Raw genomic sequence first — 19,092 nt, forward strand, 5'->3', positions numbered from 1 at the left:
ATTATTTCACCTGTAGATGGGTTGATTCAGGAACCTTGTAGTGATTTTTCACGTTGTTAAGGGTGGCATGGCTCACATCGACATTCAGACCTTCACTGTCACTTTTCACGAAGGAGAACTTGCCGTTTTCCGCATCGATGTTGCTCAGGTTCAGATTCCAGTTGCCTTGCTGGCCACCGTTCGTCCGGACAAAGGTTCCGAAATCTTTCGCCTTGAAGTTATCAACGTTGAAGTTGGCATCGGCATTTAACTGAAAGATTTTGTCAGATGCGCCCTGTGCACTGCTATTGGTGATGTTGACATTCGCCGGTTTACCACCGACGTTATCTTTCACGGTTAATGCGTCTTCACCAACGTTGGTCCAGTGCACGTTGTCAATGTTGGCATCACCATGCAGATGAATGCCGTCCGCCCCGTTAGCCCCCAAAATAATGTTCTTAACGGAACCGCCATCAGCGACTTCAAACAGCGGTTTCTGTCCTTCTTTCTGATCTCCCGTTCCTAACCCCGGGCCTGCGGTGTAAGTTTTACCTTTGCCATCAAAGACTTCACCGGCACCAACCTTGATAGGTTCATGGAGCACGATAGCATTGGTATTATCTGCAGTGGGGAAGGATACATCGTCAAGACCGCGGGTACCGCCAGTGGCCCCGATTCCGGTCAACGATGTTGGTGAAGAGTCGCTACCGGCAAATGAGGTATCACCGCCCACGGAAGGTGTACCGCCGCCAGTGCCACCACCGCCCACGGAAGGTGTACCGCCACCAGTGCCGCCACTGCCCACGGAAGGCGTACCGCCGCCAGTGCCGCCACCGCCCACAGAAGGCGTGCCGCCACCAGTGCTGCCACCGCCCACAGAAGGCGTGCCGCCACCAGTGCCGCCACCGCCGGCACCTGAGGTCGTCGGCGTAGACATACCACCGGAGTCACCTGATCCACTCTGTGGGTCACCAAATTGACTCTTTTGGTTGTCCATCAGGCGGGATAATAACTCCAGTATCATCATCAGCAATTTGTTATCACTGATCTGTCCACCACCATCCTTCGTAGGAGAAATGCCGTTATTCAGTGCACTTTCACCAGTATCTTGTAACAGTGAACGGCTGAGATCTTGCGGGTTCTGTGTATTTCCTTGTGTGCCGGACAGCGGTGAGGTGCCGGTGTTGTTGCCCAGACTATCTGCTGTGTTTTGGCCATTCGGTGTGCTTTGACTACTTTGTGCGCCTTGGCCGTTTTGTGTCCCTTGCTTTGGCATCAACACATCCAACATTTTCGCTAACAGATCGGTTAGACTGCCGCTGCTTTGGCTATTTTGACCGAGCCCGCTGCTCTGATCTAAACCACTTCCGAGTCCATTGCTACTTCCGAGTCCATTGCTACTTCCGAGTCCATTGCTACTTCCGAGTCCATTGCCACTTCCGAGTCCATTACCACTTCCGAGTCCATTGCCAAGCCCACTACCACCGCTGCCCAAGGCATCACTACTGCGGCTCAATGGGTTGGTCGCGCCATTCTGATTACTGCTGTTACCCAGCATGTTGGGCAACAACGCAGCCAGGATGGTTGCCAGTGCTTCAACTACCTGCGATTCCTGGGAGGTTGATTTACTCTGCGAAAGACCACCGCCAAGGCCGGTATTGTTGTTCAGCCCCCCCACACTGCCAAGGCCGCCTGGCCCTGATGAGCTCATACCGGCACTGGGAAGTGTCAATGAAAGATTAATGTCAGCCATAAATTCGCCTTTTTAAACAAAGAAGCAGATGCGCGTTCGTGAAAACGCGGTATGTGTAAAACGAACAAAACGCGCTTGCTCGTTGCTTTTATGTAAAAAAAATGGCCGGTAGGTTCCTGCTTCAGAACAGATAAGTAACAACACTATTTTTTATCCGACTGGAACCGATAGTCATCGACTGACACTTATCAGACAAATCCCCCCTAATCCATGTCAGCGCCGGGAGTCAGTTATGTTGGGCAATATCAATAATATTCAACATCAGCAATCTGTAGAGGAAATCCAGCCTGCTTCATCTCAGAGCACTCCGTTGACTCAGGGGAGAACAGCGTTAACACCGCAGAAAGGGGCGGCTTCTTTGGAAAAGGAAGGTATGCACAGTGTCAGCATGCCTAAGGTCAGTCAGCAAATGCAATTGCCTGAAAATAAGGGGGTGCAGCGTGGCCGATTTTCTAATCTGAAAGGGGCTTGGACGGAATTACTGAAGAGTGAAAAGACAGATAACACAACTGGCACGCATCAATCTGAAAAATCGGGAAAGCCGAGAATAGTAGCCAGCATTTCAGGTGCGCAGAAAAAAACCTCGGTGAGTCTGGGTAGCCTGATGATGGCTGACCGGACAAACGCTACCTTGTTGCGGGGCGTAGCGTCACCGGTAACACTGGATAGTAAAGGCAAGCTCGAGCTTGGTGTCGGTATTACCGATAATGTAAAGACCCTGTTGCAGCAAACGCTGGGCAAACACGACCAGCCATTTATTGCGGCGTATTCCAGTCAAGATAACCTGCAACATGTGTTGATGGATAAAAGCGGGAACCTGTTTAGCCTGCAACAACACGATAACGGATTTACCGCCTTGCATAGCAGCCAGCCCAGCGAGGCAAAACATGCACTGGATCAGCAACTGGGTAAAGAAGGTGGGACGTTTGCGTTACAGGTGGACAAAGGCAGTGCGCAAATCACCTTACAGGCGCAGCCTAGGAATGGTGTACCCGTAAAGTTGCAGGAAACGTTATCACTGCCGGGGAAACTCCATCATTCACTGTTGACCGGGATTTACCAGCAACCGGAAACGGCCAGACAGAGCGGTGGGGAGAGTCTGCGCCTGCACGAAAACAAGCTGTTTGCGTTAAATGATGTGACTGGTGAATGGCAGAAAAAAAGTGATGAATCCTATAACTATCTTTCCCGTCAGGCTGACGGCAATCTTTACGCCATAAAAGACGTTCATACGCTGAGCAATCTCTCTGATGGAGAGGAGTCAGTAAAGTTCGATGACAAAATAAAATCCTATGCTGCTAATACACAAGGGCAAGTGGCGCTACTCACGGCAAAAGAAATCGGCTTACCGCAACTGCGTTTATTGCGTTCAACCAGTGCGCCTCCGGATTTGCATCAATCAATTAAATTCAAGCTGGAGGGTACACAGGCGCTGGAGCGTGGTAGTGAGCATGTTAATGCCACCGTCGTTGGACTGGCCGAACAAAAAATTTTTATTGCGGATGATAAGGGCGACATTTTTACCGGGAGCTTACCCCAGGCAGGCGATCATATGGTGCAATTACAGCGACATGTCAGCGTAGATCTGGATGCCTTATTGGGCGTTGATCACAAGGTTCAGGGGTTTGTAAACGATGAGCAGGGGAAAATTCATGCGCAGGTTAGTGATGCTGCCGGACAAAAACATCTGGCCCCGATGGGCAATGATCCTCAGGCCGGATTCAAACCGGGTTGGAATCTGAGTGATTCACTGACGATAGATAATAAAAAAGGGTTGGATCAAGCATCGCCTCCTGCACATGAAATGCTGGACATGGGGCGCCTGGGCACCATGGCCTTGCATGAAGGCAAGGTGCATTACATGGACAATACCACCCAGAGCTGGACGAAGACGGATGTGGGGGCCAGTCAGTTAAAACGGGGACTGGACAACCAGGCTTATGTGCTTGATGGCGGTCAGGTCAAAAAGCTTTCTATCAATCAACAAGCTGACAGCGTCCAGCATGGACACAACAATGTGTTTGCTTTTAGCCAGGCCCGCAATACGTCTTCCGCGGGAGAAGCACTGCCGGGGTTAGAGAAAAACAGTGGTGTTATCTCCATGGCGGTGATTAATGCCAACAAATACATTTCCGCTAATAGCAAAGGTGAACTTCAGTTACATCAGGTAAAACCGGGCATGGATAGAATTGCCGTCCCTTCCCAGCCATTGCCCACGGCCGGGCTTGAAGGGGACGTTAAAGATCTGACACTGGATAAAGATCACAACCTGTTTGCGCTGAACAAAGAGGGTCGAGTATTCACTCTGGCGAGCCACGATTGGCAGGGTGGGGCTCAAACCCGCAGCGCGGCCCGTTGGCAGCTAGTAGAAACGCCGGCAGAGGGCAAAATCGATCGACTTGGCAGCACTAAAAATCATGAAGTCCTCGCTTCGACAGTCGATGGCTCCGGGCACTACTTAACCCCTGGTGGGTGGAAAGCGAAAGGTGCCGGGAACCAGACCGCGACAGCGCCGCAATCTCGTGAAGCAGAAACGGTTTACAATCGCCTGGCTGACGCGACCAAAACGGTACGTCTGCCCGGAACGGGCGTGACACTGACCGGCTCGGCCCAGATATTTGGCAAAATGTCACAGGAAAGCGCCAAGCTGGAAAGTAAATTCACTGATCGTGTGCGTGCTCATGTATTTGGACTTATCAAGGAAACGCCTGAAAACATCGGGGACAGCATTAAACACCACTTTAATGGTCGGGAGGGTTTGCAACCGCTTTATGATACCCAGGCCTCTCTGTTCAAACAGCTGGAAAGTGCCAATGCACCCTATAACCGTACCAAACCCCCTGTAGCTGAGGATTTGAAAACCAAACTGGATATGCTTGATCTGGGAGAACAGGGGAAAGCGTTGGTTGAAGCACTAAAATCTTTCCATAATGATCTGGAAGCCAGTTCGGCCAGGTCGGCGCTGATGCTGGGTAAACATCAGGGACTGGTGAAAGACGATGGCCGGATTAATCATGATTTTGCGCCGTCCGCCATTAAGTCTCTGGTGCAGGGGATTAATCCGCAGCGTTCCGGTAAAAATCTCAGCGAAGCGTTGATAACAGCCATATTGGTTAATCCGCCGTCACAAAACAGTAAGGCTATCAGTCTACTTAAACAGTTTGTGATGAAAAATGTGGATATGAGCTACCAAAATGACAAGGTGGCGACCAACTCGCATCGTGATATTCATGACCCGATGGCGTTGACCAAATCCCGTCTGGTACTGGATACCCTCACCGTGGGCGATCTGCATAAGGTTACTGACCAACTGGCAACATTGTCAGGGAAAAATCCCACTGCTGCGGATTTGCAACCGATGAAAGACGCGTTGACTCAACTGCGTGATCAGCAATATGGCGGCAATGAAGTGAAAAAAGTGACTGACATGGGCTTTACTAACTTCAAAACATTAGAAGCTGATTATGATGCGATCAGATCCTTTGCCAAAGCATTCCAGAATGAAAACCACGCCGTTAGTGTGACGTCACGCACCGCATTGCAGGCTGGCTCCCAAAAAGAATTGCTGCAAAAAATGAAAGACACCATTTTGTCGCTGGATAATGGAGAGAATCTGAGCTTTAGCCGTAACTATAACGGCGGGTTAAGTACGCTCTATGTGCCAGCACTGAAAAGTCTTCCCGTTCCCATCGTCCCAGGAGGTGGGTTGACGGGGGACAGAACCTATAACCTGAGCTTTACCCGCAGTGATAATGGAATCGATGTCAACTTTGGTCGGAATGGCGGAGTGACCGCCAAAGCTTCGGTGGGGACCGGTTATCAACCCATTGATACCCAAAAAACTGTCGCGTTGGATAAGGAACATAACCTCACGTTCGATCTGCGCGCAGGTGCCAGCGTTGCTGCCAGTGCAGGTTCCGTATCACAGAATGGGCTGACATTTACCTTGTCTGAAGATGAGTTGCCTGAGTTCATCGATTCGCTGTCAAAAGGCATGCTTAACCCGATGACGTTGGCGGAAAAAGGGACTCAGCATCGGGTACAAGAAGGTTTTTCAATACGTTTTAACGTTGATGCTGGTGCCACACTGGATGGACGAGCTGGTGTAAATCTTACTAACACCGGAGCTTCACCTGACTCAGTAACAGCCAGGGCATCGGTCGGCATCAGTGTTGGCAGTAATCTGTTATCGGCCACCCATGAACACAGCACATCGCGAGGCGAGTTTACCGAAGAAAATTCGACGACCAACAATCGGGCCCGTTTCTTTAATCAGGCGTCGGTTGGTGCTAACGCTGGCTTGTATGTAGGGATGGTGCATTCCGATAAAAATGGGGTATGGCCGATAGGAACGGCAACCGGGGTTTCCGGGACCATTTCGGTTGATGCCAAAACCAACCATAGCATCACTATGCAGGTGAAAGCGGCGGAGCCATTACAGCGTAAAGAGGTGGAAAAATTGATTACATCATTAGGGAAAGCGTTTAGTGACCCGGAAACCGCTCAAGTGCTGAAAGGCATAAACACCTTGACGGATACCGATGAAAAACTGGCCATTTTGAACAAACACTGTGCAGTCAAAACCCCTGATGATGACACTCAGTATGCGGCGCTGCAAAGTCTGAAACAAAGCACTGGTCAGCATGAAACCGCCAAAAAACAGGGGATTGTACTATCCGAATCCAGCTATATCACGACGTACACCAACCTGTCGAAGCTTGACAGTAATGGCATTCTGCATGCGTTACACCGTCTGGTTAGCGATAATTTACCGCCAACTAATGCGGATCGGATAAAGGGTTTTATGAATGAAAACCCGGCATTAAAAGCAGTGATTAATCATATGCAAACGCTAGGTAATGCAACCGCCAGTGTCACGCTGGAATTAAAAGATGATGTAAAAGCGAAGGTAGGGAAAGGCATTCAGGAAAGCAGTCTGGGCAAGAAGGATCTGGAAGCCATCTTCAAAGACAGTAATAACCTGCGAATAGCCTCTATCAAACTTAACCAGACGGTAAGCAAAAAAGAGGGATTGACGATCCCCATGCCACTACTCGGCGGTGCTAGCAGTGCCAATGTTTCCATGAGCAAACTGTTGGGGAAAGTTAACTTCAGCTACGGACAGAATCAGGAAACGCCGCGCAACTATAGTCTGGAAGGCAGCATTGCCAAAGCGGCACCAGAAGTCGCGAATGCACTGCATAATTTGCAAAAAGAAAGCATTGAACTTGCTAAAAACTAAGTGGCTTCAGGGACTATCAACAGGAGAGAAATGATGACATCAGCACAACAGAGAGCGGCTCATTTGCTGCATTACTTTGGCCGTTCCTGCCGGACGGAAATCACGCTTAATGAGGGTATTTGTGTTCTGCTTGGCGATGATGGTCAGGAAGCCGCAGTCATTGAAGTACCGGAACATAGCGATAGTCTACTGGTCCATTGCCAGATACTGAACCTGCAAGGGGAAGAGAACCCGGTTGTTTATAAATTGATGCTGCAACTGAACTTTGAAATGGCGGCGATGCGCGGCTGCTGGCTGGCGCTGGATGAATATCACAATCTGCGTCTTTGCGCCCAGCATTCACTGGAAACACTGGACGAAGTCAGGTTTAGCGCTATCTTGTCCGGTTTTATTCAGCAGGTGAAAGAGGCGCAGAGTTTCATCGCTTCATTATTGGAAAAAACACGCGCAGCCTGAGAATCGCCATCAGGTCTCGTATCACTCGATACCTGGCGAATAGTATTGTTGGATCTCGTCACCGGATGATGTTCCCGTGATGAAATCCAACCTCTTCCAGCAAGGGTTTATCGCCACAATTCCCTGGTGCGCCAGCGTTGATGCTTTCACTGACGGCGTCGTTCAAGCATGGCGAAAAAGATAACCGACATGATTAAAACGATCAGTAAGAGCATTAACGCCGCGGCGGCGCCTTCGTTGATGGTCAGCCCGAGGAAAGCACGGCGATAGGCAAAGAAACTCAGCACTTCGGTTGCCGACCCCGGACCGCCGCGCGTCAAGATATAGGGAAGATCGTAGGTTCTTAGTTCATTAATCAACTGAATCACTACGGCGATGGCGGAGACAGGACGTAACATAGGCAGCGTGATATACCAAAACTGCTGCCATCGACGTGCGCCGTCAATCTCCGCCGCCTCGTAGGGATCCTTGGGTAAGGCTGCCAAACCGGCAGCCAGGATCAGCACGACAAATGAGACCTGTTGCCAGATATCAATACCGGCCATGGTCCAGAACGCCAGCGTCGGGTTGCCCAGCCAATCCAGAGCGGGTAGACCGGCGCTTTGCAGCATGTGGTTAACGATCCCGAGGTTCGGTTGCAGCAGCATACGCCATATCAGCGCCACACTGACCGGCGACATCGCCATCGGGATAGTCAGAAGGGCAAAATAGACCGGGCGCATTTTCACTACCCGGTTGAGCATCAATGCTATGCCCAGACCAATGATAAATTCGCCGGATACAGTCAACACCGAATACCGTATCGTCAGCCAGGCCGCAGACCAGAACGCCTCATCACTGAGGACAGAGACGATGTTTTCCAACCCGGTAAAGGGCGCCATATGCGGAGCCAGCAACGTGTAGGATGAAAAGGCCAGCATGATGGCATATACCACCGGAAAACCAAGCACAATAGTCAGTGTCGCCATGCCCGGCGCGGCGAATGCCCATCCTGTCAGACGAAAACGGTCAATGCGGGAAAGCTGGCCGGGCTTGATGGCATTCGCCGTTGAATAAGAGGTTCTGATCGGCATCATCACTTATTTCTTCATCAGTTTTTTAAGTTGATCGGCGGATTGCGTCAGTGCGTCATCGATCGTGCTGTTACCGCCAGCGACCTGGGATAACGCCGTGCCCAATACGTCTTCATATTTGGCTGAATAGGTAAAAATCGGGAATGATTTGCCGGAAGCCACCACTTTTTCCGCATCAGCATAGTAAGGGTATTTTGCCAATACGCTGGCATCTTTATAGACATCCGCACGTACTGGGGCATGTCCTTCAAGTGCCCGAGCGATACTGATGTCTTTGCTTTGTACCCACTGAATAAAAGTCCAGGCGGCGGCTTTTTCTTTATCCGTGGTGTTCTTGGGTATGCCCCATCCCCAGCCGCCGCTTTCGCCGTGTCCACCCGGCATGGTGCTTAGCGCCAGTTTCCCTGCCACCGCCGGACAGGTTTTCGGATTGTCGAGCGTCGGCAGCATCCACCAGTAAGAGACCATGCTGAAGGCTTTGCCGCTGCACATCAGCCGAATGGTATCGTCCAGGGTGGCGGACAAGGCGCCGGTTTGTGCTCCGTTTTTGATGGCATCGACGTAAAGGCTCATGGCTTTTTTGCCAGCGGCGTTGTCGAGCACTACCTTGTTATTGGCATTCAGATAGTTGCCGCCTGCGCTAAACAGATAATTGGAGAATTCCATACTGTTTGGATCGCCGCGCTGTCCCTGCATGGCTGCGCCAGGGTTGCCCGTTTGCTGTTTGATGAATTTCACCAGGGTGACATAGTCATCAAGCGTTTTTGGCAGTTCCAGCGGTTTGTTGAAGGTGGCCTGGTATTTGGCCTGCAAGTGCTTATCTTTAAGCATATCGGTACGGTAAATCATCCCCATGGAGTAGTTATACATCGGGATAAGCTCGATCTTTTTCGGGTCGGTATTGAGCAGTTTTACCGTTGATGGAATGAATGCCGATATATCAAAGCCCGATTTTTTCACCCTGGGCGTCAGATCGGTCAGCCAGTTGGCGCGAGAGAACTCTCCGGCCCACAAAAAATCCACTTCAAGCAGGTTATAGTAGCTCTGTGGCGAGATAAGCTGCGGAACCAGCTTGTCGTGCATATCGCCATAACCGATTTTTTCAAACTCCACTTTGATGTGATATTTGTTCTCGAATTCAGGCAACATTTTTTCGATAATAGTGGTTTCGGGAACATCTTCCATCAGGGCCCGCAATACGATCTCTTTTGCCTGCGCCGTTGAGCAAAGCCCTGACAAAATCAAACCGGATAACAATGCTGTCTTTGTCTTGTTAAACATAAATAACTCCTGGTATATGAATGCCGGGATGCTAACGGCGGTGGTTACAAAAGCGCGTCTGGTTATTTCACACCACCAAAGGTCAACCCTTTGACGATGTAGCGCTGGATAAAATGTGAAGCGATAATCAGCGGCAGAATGGCCAATACTATGCCGGCCGAGACTTTACCTATCTGTATGCCATTCGAGGTTTGTAAGGCGGCAAGCGCCACTGGGATGGTGGCGGTTTGCGGGCCGCTTAGCACCAAGGCAAAGAGAAACTCGTTCCAGGACAGGATAAAGCCAAGCACGCCCGCGGCGGCCAGACCCGGCAGTGAGACCGGCAGTACAATATGCCAGAATGCCCCCCAGGCGGTGGCGCCATCGGTCATCGCCGCCCATTCAAGATCGACTGGTATCCCCTCGAAGAACCCCATTAAAATCCAGGTCAGGAAGGGCAGGTTGAGTGCGGTATAGACCAGGGTCAGACCGACCAGTGAATTGGTCAGACCCAATGAGCGCAGCACCGCAAAGGCCGGTAGAACCAACGCCACGGCTGGCAGCATTTGTGTGGCCAGCATGATAAACCGGGCCGACTTACCGCCGGTCTTGAAGCGAGCAAAGGCATAACCAGTCGCTGCGGCAAACGGCATTGCCAGCAAAACAGAACAAAAGGAAACGATCAGGCTGTTGCCGTAATGGGTAAGAAAATGGTTGCTTCCTATCAAACCTACATAATTTTCAGCAGAGAAACCCGGAAAGATATCGCTGCTGTAGGACATCGATTCCGGCACCAGGCTGGTGCGGACGATCCAGATAATAGGGGCGACCACCAGAAGGCAGGCGAAGATCAGGCCAAGATGCAATCCAAATTTACGTAACATGTCGGGATCCCTCAGTTCTGCGGATGAGAAATAGGGTGACGTGGAACCACATTCCCTGAATCCGGATCAAAAAGGTGCAGCGGATTGGGATCCATATAGACGGTAATAGCGTCATCGATTCGTGGTCGGCTATGTTGATCCAGTCGGACGATGACCGGTATGCCATCTATCATGCCGCTGACGATATTATCGGCCCCAAGGGACTCGACCGAGGTAACGTTCAGGTTCACCGGCTGCCAGTAGGGTTGACGCTGATGCGCATGAAAATCTTCCGGGCGAATACCCATAATCATCTTCTTCCCCCGAAGGTGTGCATAATCGGCGTACATGTGATCAGCAACTTTCAGCATTGGACCGTCTTTGAGTTGTAACCATAATGTGCCGTCGATTTCGGTAACGGCGCAGGCCAGCAGATTGATGGGCGGGGAGGAAAGAAACCTGGCCACAAAGGTGTTAACCGGATTTTCATAAACCTCCAGTGGCGCGCCGATCTGTATCAGATAGCCATCACGCATAATGCAGATACGATCCGCCATCGTCATGGCTTCAACCTGATCATGGGTGACATAAATCATGGTTTTGCCGAGCCGCCGATGTAGTTTGATCAGCTCACGGCGCATTTCCGCACGTAATTGGGCATCCAGATTGGAGAGTGGTTCGTCCAGTAAGAAGGCCTGTGGTTCACGCACAATGGCGCGTCCCAGGGCAACACGTTGACGCTGGCCGCCAGACAGCGCTGCCGGTTTGCGGTGAAGCAGCTTATCCAGACCCAGTAATGCCGCGCTTTCAGCGATTTTCGATTCGATGACGTCTTTTGGCGTTCCACGCATCTTCAGGCCAAAAGCCATATTCTCCGCCACCGTCATATGCGGATAGAGCGCGTAGCTCTGAAAGACAACCGCAATATTGCGGTCGCGTGGCGCGACATTGTTCATATTTTGCCCATCGATCAGTAAAGCGCCTTCACTGATGCTTTCCAGACCAGCAATCATCCGCAACGTAGTCGATTTCCCGCAACCAGAAGGGCCGAGGAAAATGACAAACTCCCCATCGCGAATTTTCAAATTCACATCACGAACACTGTACTGACTGTTGTTATAGGCTTTTGAAACGCTCTGCAACTCAATGGATGCCATGCTCTTATACCTCTGTCATACCCGTGATGTTCAGGCCGACCGGGCTTCCGATCCTGCCTGATAATGTTGATGAATCCAGTTTGATGTCAGACATGGCTGTCAACGTGTTGTTTGTATTTGTGCGTTTAACCGGTGTATACACCACCGGTCACGTTAACACCCTGGCCCGTCATAAAACGGGCGGCATCTGAACTCAGAAACGCCACCACATCGGCGACATCTTCCGGCGTCTGAAGCCGGCCGAGCGGTGTCTGACTGATATAATCCTGAACAACCTGTTCGGGTGATATACCACGCAGTGTAGCTTCCCATTCAACTTCTCGTGTTTGCATGCCGGTTTTAACAAATCCCGGGCAAACAGCATTCACGCGAATGCCCTCAACAGCCAGCTCGCGAGCCAAAGCCTGAGTCCAGCCCAATACCGCGAATTTGCTGGCGGAGTAATGTGCCAGCAATGGTGCGCCAACTTTCGCGGCCAGTGACGCGGTATTCACGATAACGCCCTGTTTTTGCTGTACGAACTGACGAGCGGCTATCTGATTGGTAAGAAAAATACCGCGAATATTGACATCAAAGTTGAAATCCCACTCTTCATCGGTGATATCCAGCGCACGCTGCATGGTGGAAACGCCCGCATTGGCTATTAACAGTTGATAACCACCAAGCATTGCCGTTACCTGGGAAAATCCCTCGATAACCGACTGACGGGAACGCACATCAATGCCGAAAGAGAAACAGTGTTCACCTAATGATGCAGCCGCGTTTTTGGCCGCCATGTCGTTGATATCGCCGATGGCGACAGTCATTCCCTGAGCCAGTAACGTGCGGGCAATTGCCAGCCCGATACCGGTAGCGCCGCCAGTGACAATCGCCGTTTTCCCCTTCAATCCTGGGTAATATCCAGGCACTGCTAATACGTTGTTCATCGTTTTTTCCTCCGGTGATGATTATTTATTACACTATTAAAACGGACAAATCAAAACAAAATTAACTTGATTAAAACATTTATCTTCATATTATATGTTAATTATGTTTGTATTTGTTTACATTATCCATGATCGCACGGTATGGCGTATGCGATCCGTGTCAGCTAATTCCTTAAGGGACTGACCAGTCCCCTGTTAACTATCTGGAGTACGTCATGATTTTCGATTTTTTCGGTAGCAAGAAAAAAGCAGTTATCGCTATGGCTCACATTGGTGCGCTGCCTGGAACGCCGCTTTATAACGCCGACGGAGGTATTAACCGGCTTATCGACGATGTGCTAAGCGATGTGGAGAAGTTACAAGAGGGCGGGGTCGACGCCATTATGTTTGGCAATGAGAACGATCGTCCGTACGTATTTAACGCCGCGTTGGAAGGCGTCGCGGCGATGTCAGCTATTGTTCAGGCGGTAAAACCGGTGTTGAAAGTGCCATTTGGTGTTAACTATCTGTGGGACCCGAAAGCCAGTGTCGCTATTGGCGCCACCACTGGGGCCAGTTTCGTACGTGAAATTTTCACTGGCGTGTTCGCCTCTGATATGGGGGTCTGGGCTCCAGATTGCGCCGCCGCATCCCGACTGCGTCACAACCTGGGGCGCGATGACATGAAGCTGCTTTTCAATATTAACGCGGAGTTTGCGCACTCACTCGATAGCCGTCCCATCGAGTTACGCGCACGCAGTGCCGTATTCTCCTCAATGGCTGATGCTATTCTGGTTTCCGGTCCCATCACCGGCGAACCGGCGGATCAATCCAACCTGCGTAAAGTGTGCGAAACGGTGCAGGATGTACCGGTATTTGCCAACACTGGCACTAACATTGATAACGTCAGTGATATCCTGAAAATGGCCGCTGGCGTGATTATCGGCACGCACTTTAAAGTTGATGGATGTACGTGGAACACCGTAGACGGTGATCGTGTGAAGCGGTTTATGGATGTGGTTGAACGTCAACGTTAATAGCCAGCAAATACAGGAGGTTGTATGAGCTGTTTACTGGGTATTGATATCGGAACGACATCGACTATCGGCATACTGATTCGTTTACCGGATCACGTGCTGGGCATTGTCTCCCGTCCGGTGACGTTGTCCTCCCCGAAACCGGGGTGGACGGAAGAGTCTCCTGACGAATGGTGGAAAAACCTGGGGGAAATCACGCGGGAGCTGCTGCAAAAAAACGACGTTGTACCCGCAGACATTGCCGGAATTGGCGTTACCGGCATGCTGCCAGCAATTGTTTTGCTTGATGATAGTGGCCAGTTGCTGCGCCCCAGTATTCAGCAAAGTGACGGGCGTTGTGGCGAGCAGGTGGATCAGATGCGTGGGGAAGTGGATGCTGATGCGTTTATCCGTCAGGCGGGGAATGGTATCAACCAGCAACTGGCTGGTGCCAAAATTCGCTGGCTGGAGCAATATGAACCCGATGTGTTTGCGCGTATCGCCACCGTGTTCGGCTCCTATGATTTTATTAACTGGAAGCTGACTGGTGAGCGATGTATTGAGCAAAACTGGGCGCTGGAAGCCGGTCTGGTCAATGTAGTCACCGATGAGATTGACGACCAACTGGTGAGCTTCGCACATTTACACCGTGATGCAGTGCCTCGACTGGTCAAATCTGATCAGATCATCGGTGCAGTGACAGAGGAGGCGGCGCGTTGCACCGGGCTGATGGCCGGTACGCCAGTTGTTGGCGGCGCGGCCGATATGATAGCGTCGGCACTAGGCGCGGGTGTGACACATTCGGGCGATATTCTGCTGAAATTTGGTGGCTCGGTTGATGTATTGACCGCATCATCAACGATTCGACCCGACCCGCGGCTGTATCTTGATTACCATCTTATCCCGGGGCTTTATATGCCCAATGGTTGTATGTCTACCGGTGGATCCGCCCTGAACTGGTTCGCGGATAATTTTGCGGGTCAGCATCTGGCCACCGCGACAGCGCAAGGGCTGTCCCTCCATCAGTATCTCGACATACTGGCCGCAGCTCAACCGGCAGGTTCGGACGGATTGCTGTGCTTGCCCTATTTCCTGGGAGAAAAAACCCCATTACACGATCCGCTGGCTCGTGGGGTGTTTTTCGGGCTGACGCTATCACACAATGGCGGCCATTTCTGGCGTGCACTGCTTGAGGCATATGCTTATGCCATCTACCATCATATAGAGACGCTGCGTGATATCGGCTATCCGGTTACGCGTTTTATCGTCTCGGATGGAGGTTCCCACAGTCGGCTATGGATGCAAATTGTCGCTGATGTGCTGATGGTTCCGCTCCAGCGCCTTAGTGGACATCCCGGCTCCTGTCTTGGGGCGGCCTGGACTGCGGCGATGGGCGTCGGGGTCAGCGAAGACTGGAACGGTGCCAGTGAATTTGTTCACTTCAGCGAGGTTATTATGCCGAATCCTGACAATGAGGTCTGCTATCGTGAGGGGTATCGGCTGTTCAGAGCGCTGTATGAAGGTTGCAAACCGCTCACGCATCGAGGGTTTAATGAAATTTAAAGCTGTTGCCTGGGATGTGGACGGTACGCTGGTTGATAGTGAACCGCTGCATCATCGTGCATTACTGGCCGTGTGCTCACGCTATGGGGTCGATCTCAGTGATATTACAGAGTCTCGCTTTTGCGGTGTGCACATCAACGATGTTTGGCACATATTACGCGCGCGCCTGCCTGAGGATCTGGCTCAGCAGGAGTGGTTGACCGCTATTGAAGATTATTACATCGCTCGCAGCGATGAATTGGTGCCGATAGCGCATGGAAAGGACGCTATTGTTACACTCAGAAATAACGGTATTCGGCAGGCCAGTGTCTCCAATTCATCTCGACGTATTGTGGAGGCTAATCTGCGCACCATCGGGGTGCTGGACATGATGGAATTTTTAGTGACGTTGGATGATGTCAGCGCGGGCAAACCCGATCCCGAACCTTATCGCCTGGCGACGACGCTTTTCGATTTGACTCCAGGCGACGTGCTGGCGGTGGAAGACAGTGTAACCGGCGTTTTGGGGGCTTGTGCCGCCGGGCTGACTGTCGTCAGTTATACTCAAGGCGCGCCTTTGCATCCCGGCAGCATTGCCGTCAAGGACCTGAGTAACATCACTGCGCTCGTTTTATCAGAATGATCTATTTGCCCCATTCCGAGTTTCATGCATCAGGATGGGGCAATTTCCGCACCAGAATCTTCCATCTCTCGCCATAAATCAAACAAAAACGAACATTTTTTGGTTTTAAAAAATGTTAATCTACCATAGAATTAAATGCCCGGAGAGCGGCATTCAAATAACGTCGCCGCTCATTTCTAACGGATTTGATGAATGACCGAGAGGCATATCGCAGTGGCAGGTGATGAATTTAAGGAAAATGGCGGCTCTGTCCGTCCGCGCTATCTTTCTCAGGAGAGAAAAAATCATATTCTGGAAGCGTTGATTGGAAAGGGGAGCGTTACGGTTAGCGATGTTTCCAAAACACTGAACGTATCAGAAATGACAGTGCGACGTGACCTGATAGAGCTGGAAACTGAAGGCCGGCTGTTGCGCGTTCATGGTGGTGCGGTGCTGCCCGCAACAGAAAGTCAGACAGTTATGGATAATGAGCCAGCCAACTTTGAGGAGCGACTGCAACTGCGTGCTGACGCCAAGTCGAGGATTGCGACGGCAGCGGCGGCAATTGCCAGTCGGCACCTAACCATCGCACTGGATATTGGTACCACGACTCTGATGTTGGCGGAACGCCTTCTCCATTGCGGCAGAATGAAAATCTTCACCAACAGCATCCGGGCGGCTTATATTTTGGGCCAGCGCGATGCATTGCCTGATGTTTATCTGGCCGGTGGCTTGGTTCGGCAGGACGAAATGGCCATTGTGGGCCCTTCAGCACTCGCACAGTTCGAACAGCTCTGGTTTGATGTATCGTTTACCAGCGTTGCGGGGTTGACCGGTGCGGGATTGTACGACAGTTCTTTTGAAGAAACGGAAATGAAGCGCGTTTACCTGCGGCGTTCAGGTTACAAAGTCGTGCTGTGTGATTCAGCCAAGTTCCAGCATATGTCGCTAGTACATATCGCTTCGTTGCAGGATATAGATATGCTGATCACGGATATTGCACCACCGCCAGCGCTGGCGACGGCGCTTGATGTCGCTAAGGTTGAGGTATTGATTGCGAAATAGACTGGCCCCCATTTTGCAATCCAGTCTGAGCGTAGTTATGGTTATGGCCATCATTTGGCGGGAGCAGGGCATAGTGGCAAGAAGCAAATATTGTCGCTACAATCCCTTTGTCCATTAACTAACGGAATACAAGGAGGATCATATGCTGCGCTGTGAATTGTTTAACACTTCATATCCTTTTGGTAATTGCCATAGCTCAAGCGTTATCGGTATCGTGCTGCGATAACTTCGGCTTGAGCGAAGCAAACCACTAATCTCCTTCCCTCGGGCTTACCGGGTTATCGTCAGCGATGTTTGACGAGGTACTGCTGTACCTATAACTTTTGAGTAAGCAATGAGCACTTTACTAACTGCACAATCTCTCTGTGTTGATACGCCTTTCGGTCCACTGCTGACTGATATCTCCCTTACCTTGAGTAAAGGCGACCGCCTGGGACTTATCGGTCATAACGGTTGTGGGAAAAGTACACTGTTAAAACTGCTCGACGGCACGCTCTCGCCGACTAGTGGCTGCGTGACCAAGGCAAACCACTGTCTGTTGGCCCGCGTTGAGCAACATCTTCCGATGGCGTTGCATTCCCTGACCATGCTGGATGCGGTTCTGATACAGCTCTCTGAGGCTGAGCGAGCCAGCGAAGGTTGGCGGGCGGAAGCTTTACTCGCCAGCATGGGTTTTAGCGATCAGGACTGGCGTCTCGCCGCTGGAACCTTAAGTGGTGGGCAGCATACCTGTTTGTTGCTGGCCAGGGCGTTAATCAGCACACCGGATTTGTTGTTGCTTGATGAACCGAGCAATCATCTGGATTTACCAACATTATTGTGGCTTGAACAGTTCCTGCAACAATGGAACGGCAGCTTTGTGCTGGTCTCTCATGACAGTCAACTGCTGGATAACGTCACGAACGGCAGTTATATCCTGCGTGATCAGACTTTGCACTTTTTTGCACTGCCTTGTACCGCCGCGCGTAACGCTCTGGCCGAACGTGACCGCAGCGACGCGTTGCGGCAAAAAGCGGAGCAAAAAGAGATCGATCGCATCACCGCCAGCGCTAAACGGCTGGCGATATGGGGCCAAGTCTACGATAACGAAGATTTGGCACGCAAAGCCAAGCAAATGGAAAAGCAGATTGGACGCCTAAAGCAGGAACAAACAGACGTGACGGCCGGCAGCCAGTGGCAGCTGACGCTGCATGGTGAAGCCCTGCCAGCCGATCGTTTGTTGGAAATGAAAAACCTACAAGTGAGTCCATCGCCTGACAGTTCAACGCTTTTTACCTTGCCCTTACAGCGCGTGAAAAGTGGTGATCGGGTGGCCGTTATCGGTCGTAACGGCTGTGGTAAGTCTTCATTATTGCGTCTGTTATGGCGACAGTATCAGCAACCGGTTGGTGGCGATGCCATTCGCCTGCATCCGCGGGTCGATATGGGCTATTACGACCAAACGCTGCATCAGCTGCGTGATGAGGACACACTGCTTAATGCTTTGGAACCTTTCGCTCCGCGAATACATGATAGAAAAATGGCGCTTATCAGTGCCGGTTTTCCATGGGAGCGTCAGCAGCAGACTGTTGATACTTTAAGCGGTGGCGAGCGCTCAAGATTACTGTTTGTGGGACTGTCTCTGGCGCGCTATTCGTTGTTAATGCTGGATGAGCCAACCAACCACCTGGATATTGAAGGCAAAGAGGCGCTGGTGCAGACGCTGCAAACTTTTGCCGGTGGTGTGTTATTGGTGACACATGACCGGGTGTTGATGAGCCAGAGTTGCAATCGCTTCTGGCTGATTGATAACGGTATGCTGAGCGAGTGGCATGACCTTGATCGCGTATACGAACGCTTAAGCACCATATCCCTCATCTCTGTTGAGGCAGTAAGTCCAACACCGCCAGTGATAAAGGATGCCTGTCATAATGAGGATAGGCTACTGGAGCGATTGATCGAGCTTGAGAAGACGCTGGCAGATGATCTGTCTCGCAAGGAGAAACATCAAAAACCGGCATTGCAAGTACAGTGGCGTAAGGAGATAGCAACGATCAAAACGCGACTGGCGCTGGAGTAATAAAATGTCCCCCTCGAGTAGAGGGGGATTTATCTATGTTGTACTCCATTCGGAGACTACTCAGAATCGGAAACAGGTTATCTGTCTTTCTGCACCATCA

The 19,092-nt window shown here is 51.1% G+C and carries 13 protein-coding genes; 7 read left to right on the forward strand and 6 right to left on the reverse strand.

Going from position 1 to position 19,092, the window contains the following annotated elements:
- Position 1: 1 nt before the first annotated feature.
- A complete protein-coding gene (locus RS889_RS10685; RefSeq protein ID WP_315710663.1) occupies positions 2-1,732 on the reverse strand; it encodes a pectate lyase in 1,731 nt (576 codons plus the stop codon).
- A gap of 232 nt (positions 1,733-1,964) precedes the next feature.
- On the opposite strand from RS889_RS10685, the gene RS889_RS10690 reads away from it, so the two are divergent.
- Positions 1,965-6,974 carry an AvrE-family type 3 secretion system effector gene (locus RS889_RS10690; RefSeq protein WP_315710665.1) on the forward strand — a complete coding sequence of 1,670 codons (5,010 nt, stop codon included), beginning with the start codon at positions 1,965-1,967 and terminating at the stop codon, positions 6,972-6,974.
- A 33-nt stretch (positions 6,975-7,007) separates the two neighbouring features.
- Positions 7,008-7,430 (forward strand): type III secretion system chaperone, encoded by a 423-nt coding sequence (locus RS889_RS10695; RefSeq protein ID WP_315711005.1) that lies wholly within the window; start codon positions 7,008-7,010, stop codon positions 7,428-7,430.
- A 146-nt stretch (positions 7,431-7,576) separates the two neighbouring features.
- Here the strand turns inward: RS889_RS10695 and RS889_RS10700 are convergent, their stop codons facing one another.
- The 5 genes from RS889_RS10700 to RS889_RS10720 all read right to left on the reverse strand — a co-directional run bounded on the left by RS889_RS10700 (position 7,577) and on the right by RS889_RS10720 (position 12,709).
- A complete protein-coding gene (locus RS889_RS10700; protein ID WP_315710667.1) occupies positions 7,577-8,506 on the reverse strand; it encodes a carbohydrate ABC transporter permease in 930 nt (309 codons plus the stop codon).
- A 3-nt stretch (positions 8,507-8,509) separates the two neighbouring features.
- Positions 8,510-9,784: an extracellular solute-binding protein gene (locus tag RS889_RS10705; protein ID WP_315710669.1), complete on the reverse strand. Its 1,275-nt coding sequence runs from the start codon at positions 9,782-9,784 to the stop codon at positions 8,510-8,512.
- 62 nt (positions 9,785-9,846) lie between these two features.
- Positions 9,847-10,647, reverse strand: coding sequence for a carbohydrate ABC transporter permease (locus RS889_RS10710; protein ID WP_290179108.1), 801 nt, complete (start codon positions 10,645-10,647; stop codon positions 9,847-9,849).
- Positions 10,648-10,658: 11 nt separating this feature from the next.
- On the reverse strand, positions 10,659-11,783 hold the full coding sequence (locus tag RS889_RS10715; RefSeq protein ID WP_315710671.1) for an ABC transporter ATP-binding protein: 1,125 nt from the start codon (positions 11,781-11,783) through the stop codon (positions 10,659-10,661).
- Between the two features lie 125 nt (positions 11,784-11,908).
- The gene (locus RS889_RS10720) at positions 11,909-12,709 is read right to left on the reverse strand and encodes an SDR family NAD(P)-dependent oxidoreductase (protein ID WP_315710672.1); all 801 of its coding nucleotides are present in this window, start codon (positions 12,707-12,709) and stop codon (positions 11,909-11,911) included.
- Between the two features lie 215 nt (positions 12,710-12,924).
- Between RS889_RS10720 and RS889_RS10725 the strand changes: the two genes are divergently transcribed.
- The 5 genes from RS889_RS10725 (at position 12,925) to RS889_RS10745 (ending at position 18,992) form a co-directional block, all read left to right on the forward strand.
- On the forward strand, positions 12,925-13,725 hold the full coding sequence (locus tag RS889_RS10725) for a BtpA/SgcQ family protein (protein WP_021016116.1): 801 nt from the start codon (positions 12,925-12,927) through the stop codon (positions 13,723-13,725).
- A gap of 24 nt (positions 13,726-13,749) precedes the next feature.
- Positions 13,750-15,267 carry an FGGY-family carbohydrate kinase gene (locus tag RS889_RS10730; RefSeq protein WP_315710673.1) on the forward strand — a complete coding sequence of 506 codons (1,518 nt, stop codon included), beginning with the start codon at positions 13,750-13,752 and terminating at the stop codon, positions 15,265-15,267.
- Complete coding sequence (locus RS889_RS10735; RefSeq protein ID WP_021016114.1) at positions 15,257-15,889, forward strand: HAD family hydrolase; 633 nt, start codon at positions 15,257-15,259, stop codon at positions 15,887-15,889. The genes RS889_RS10730 and RS889_RS10735 overlap by 11 nt, the downstream gene beginning before the upstream one ends.
- A 192-nt stretch (positions 15,890-16,081) precedes the next feature.
- Positions 16,082-16,933, forward strand: a complete 852-nt coding sequence (locus tag RS889_RS10740; protein WP_315710674.1) for a DeoR/GlpR family DNA-binding transcription regulator — start codon at positions 16,082-16,084, stop codon at positions 16,931-16,933.
- Positions 16,934-17,267: 334 nt separating this feature from the next.
- Complete coding sequence (locus RS889_RS10745) at positions 17,268-18,992, forward strand: ABC-F family ATP-binding cassette domain-containing protein (protein ID WP_315710675.1); 1,725 nt, start codon at positions 17,268-17,270, stop codon at positions 18,990-18,992.
- The last annotated feature ends 100 nt before the right edge of the window (positions 18,993-19,092 follow it).

The organism is Brenneria uluponensis (assembly GCF_032395385.1).
GTDB lineage: Bacteria > Pseudomonadota > Gammaproteobacteria > Enterobacterales > Enterobacteriaceae > Prodigiosinella > Prodigiosinella aquatilis.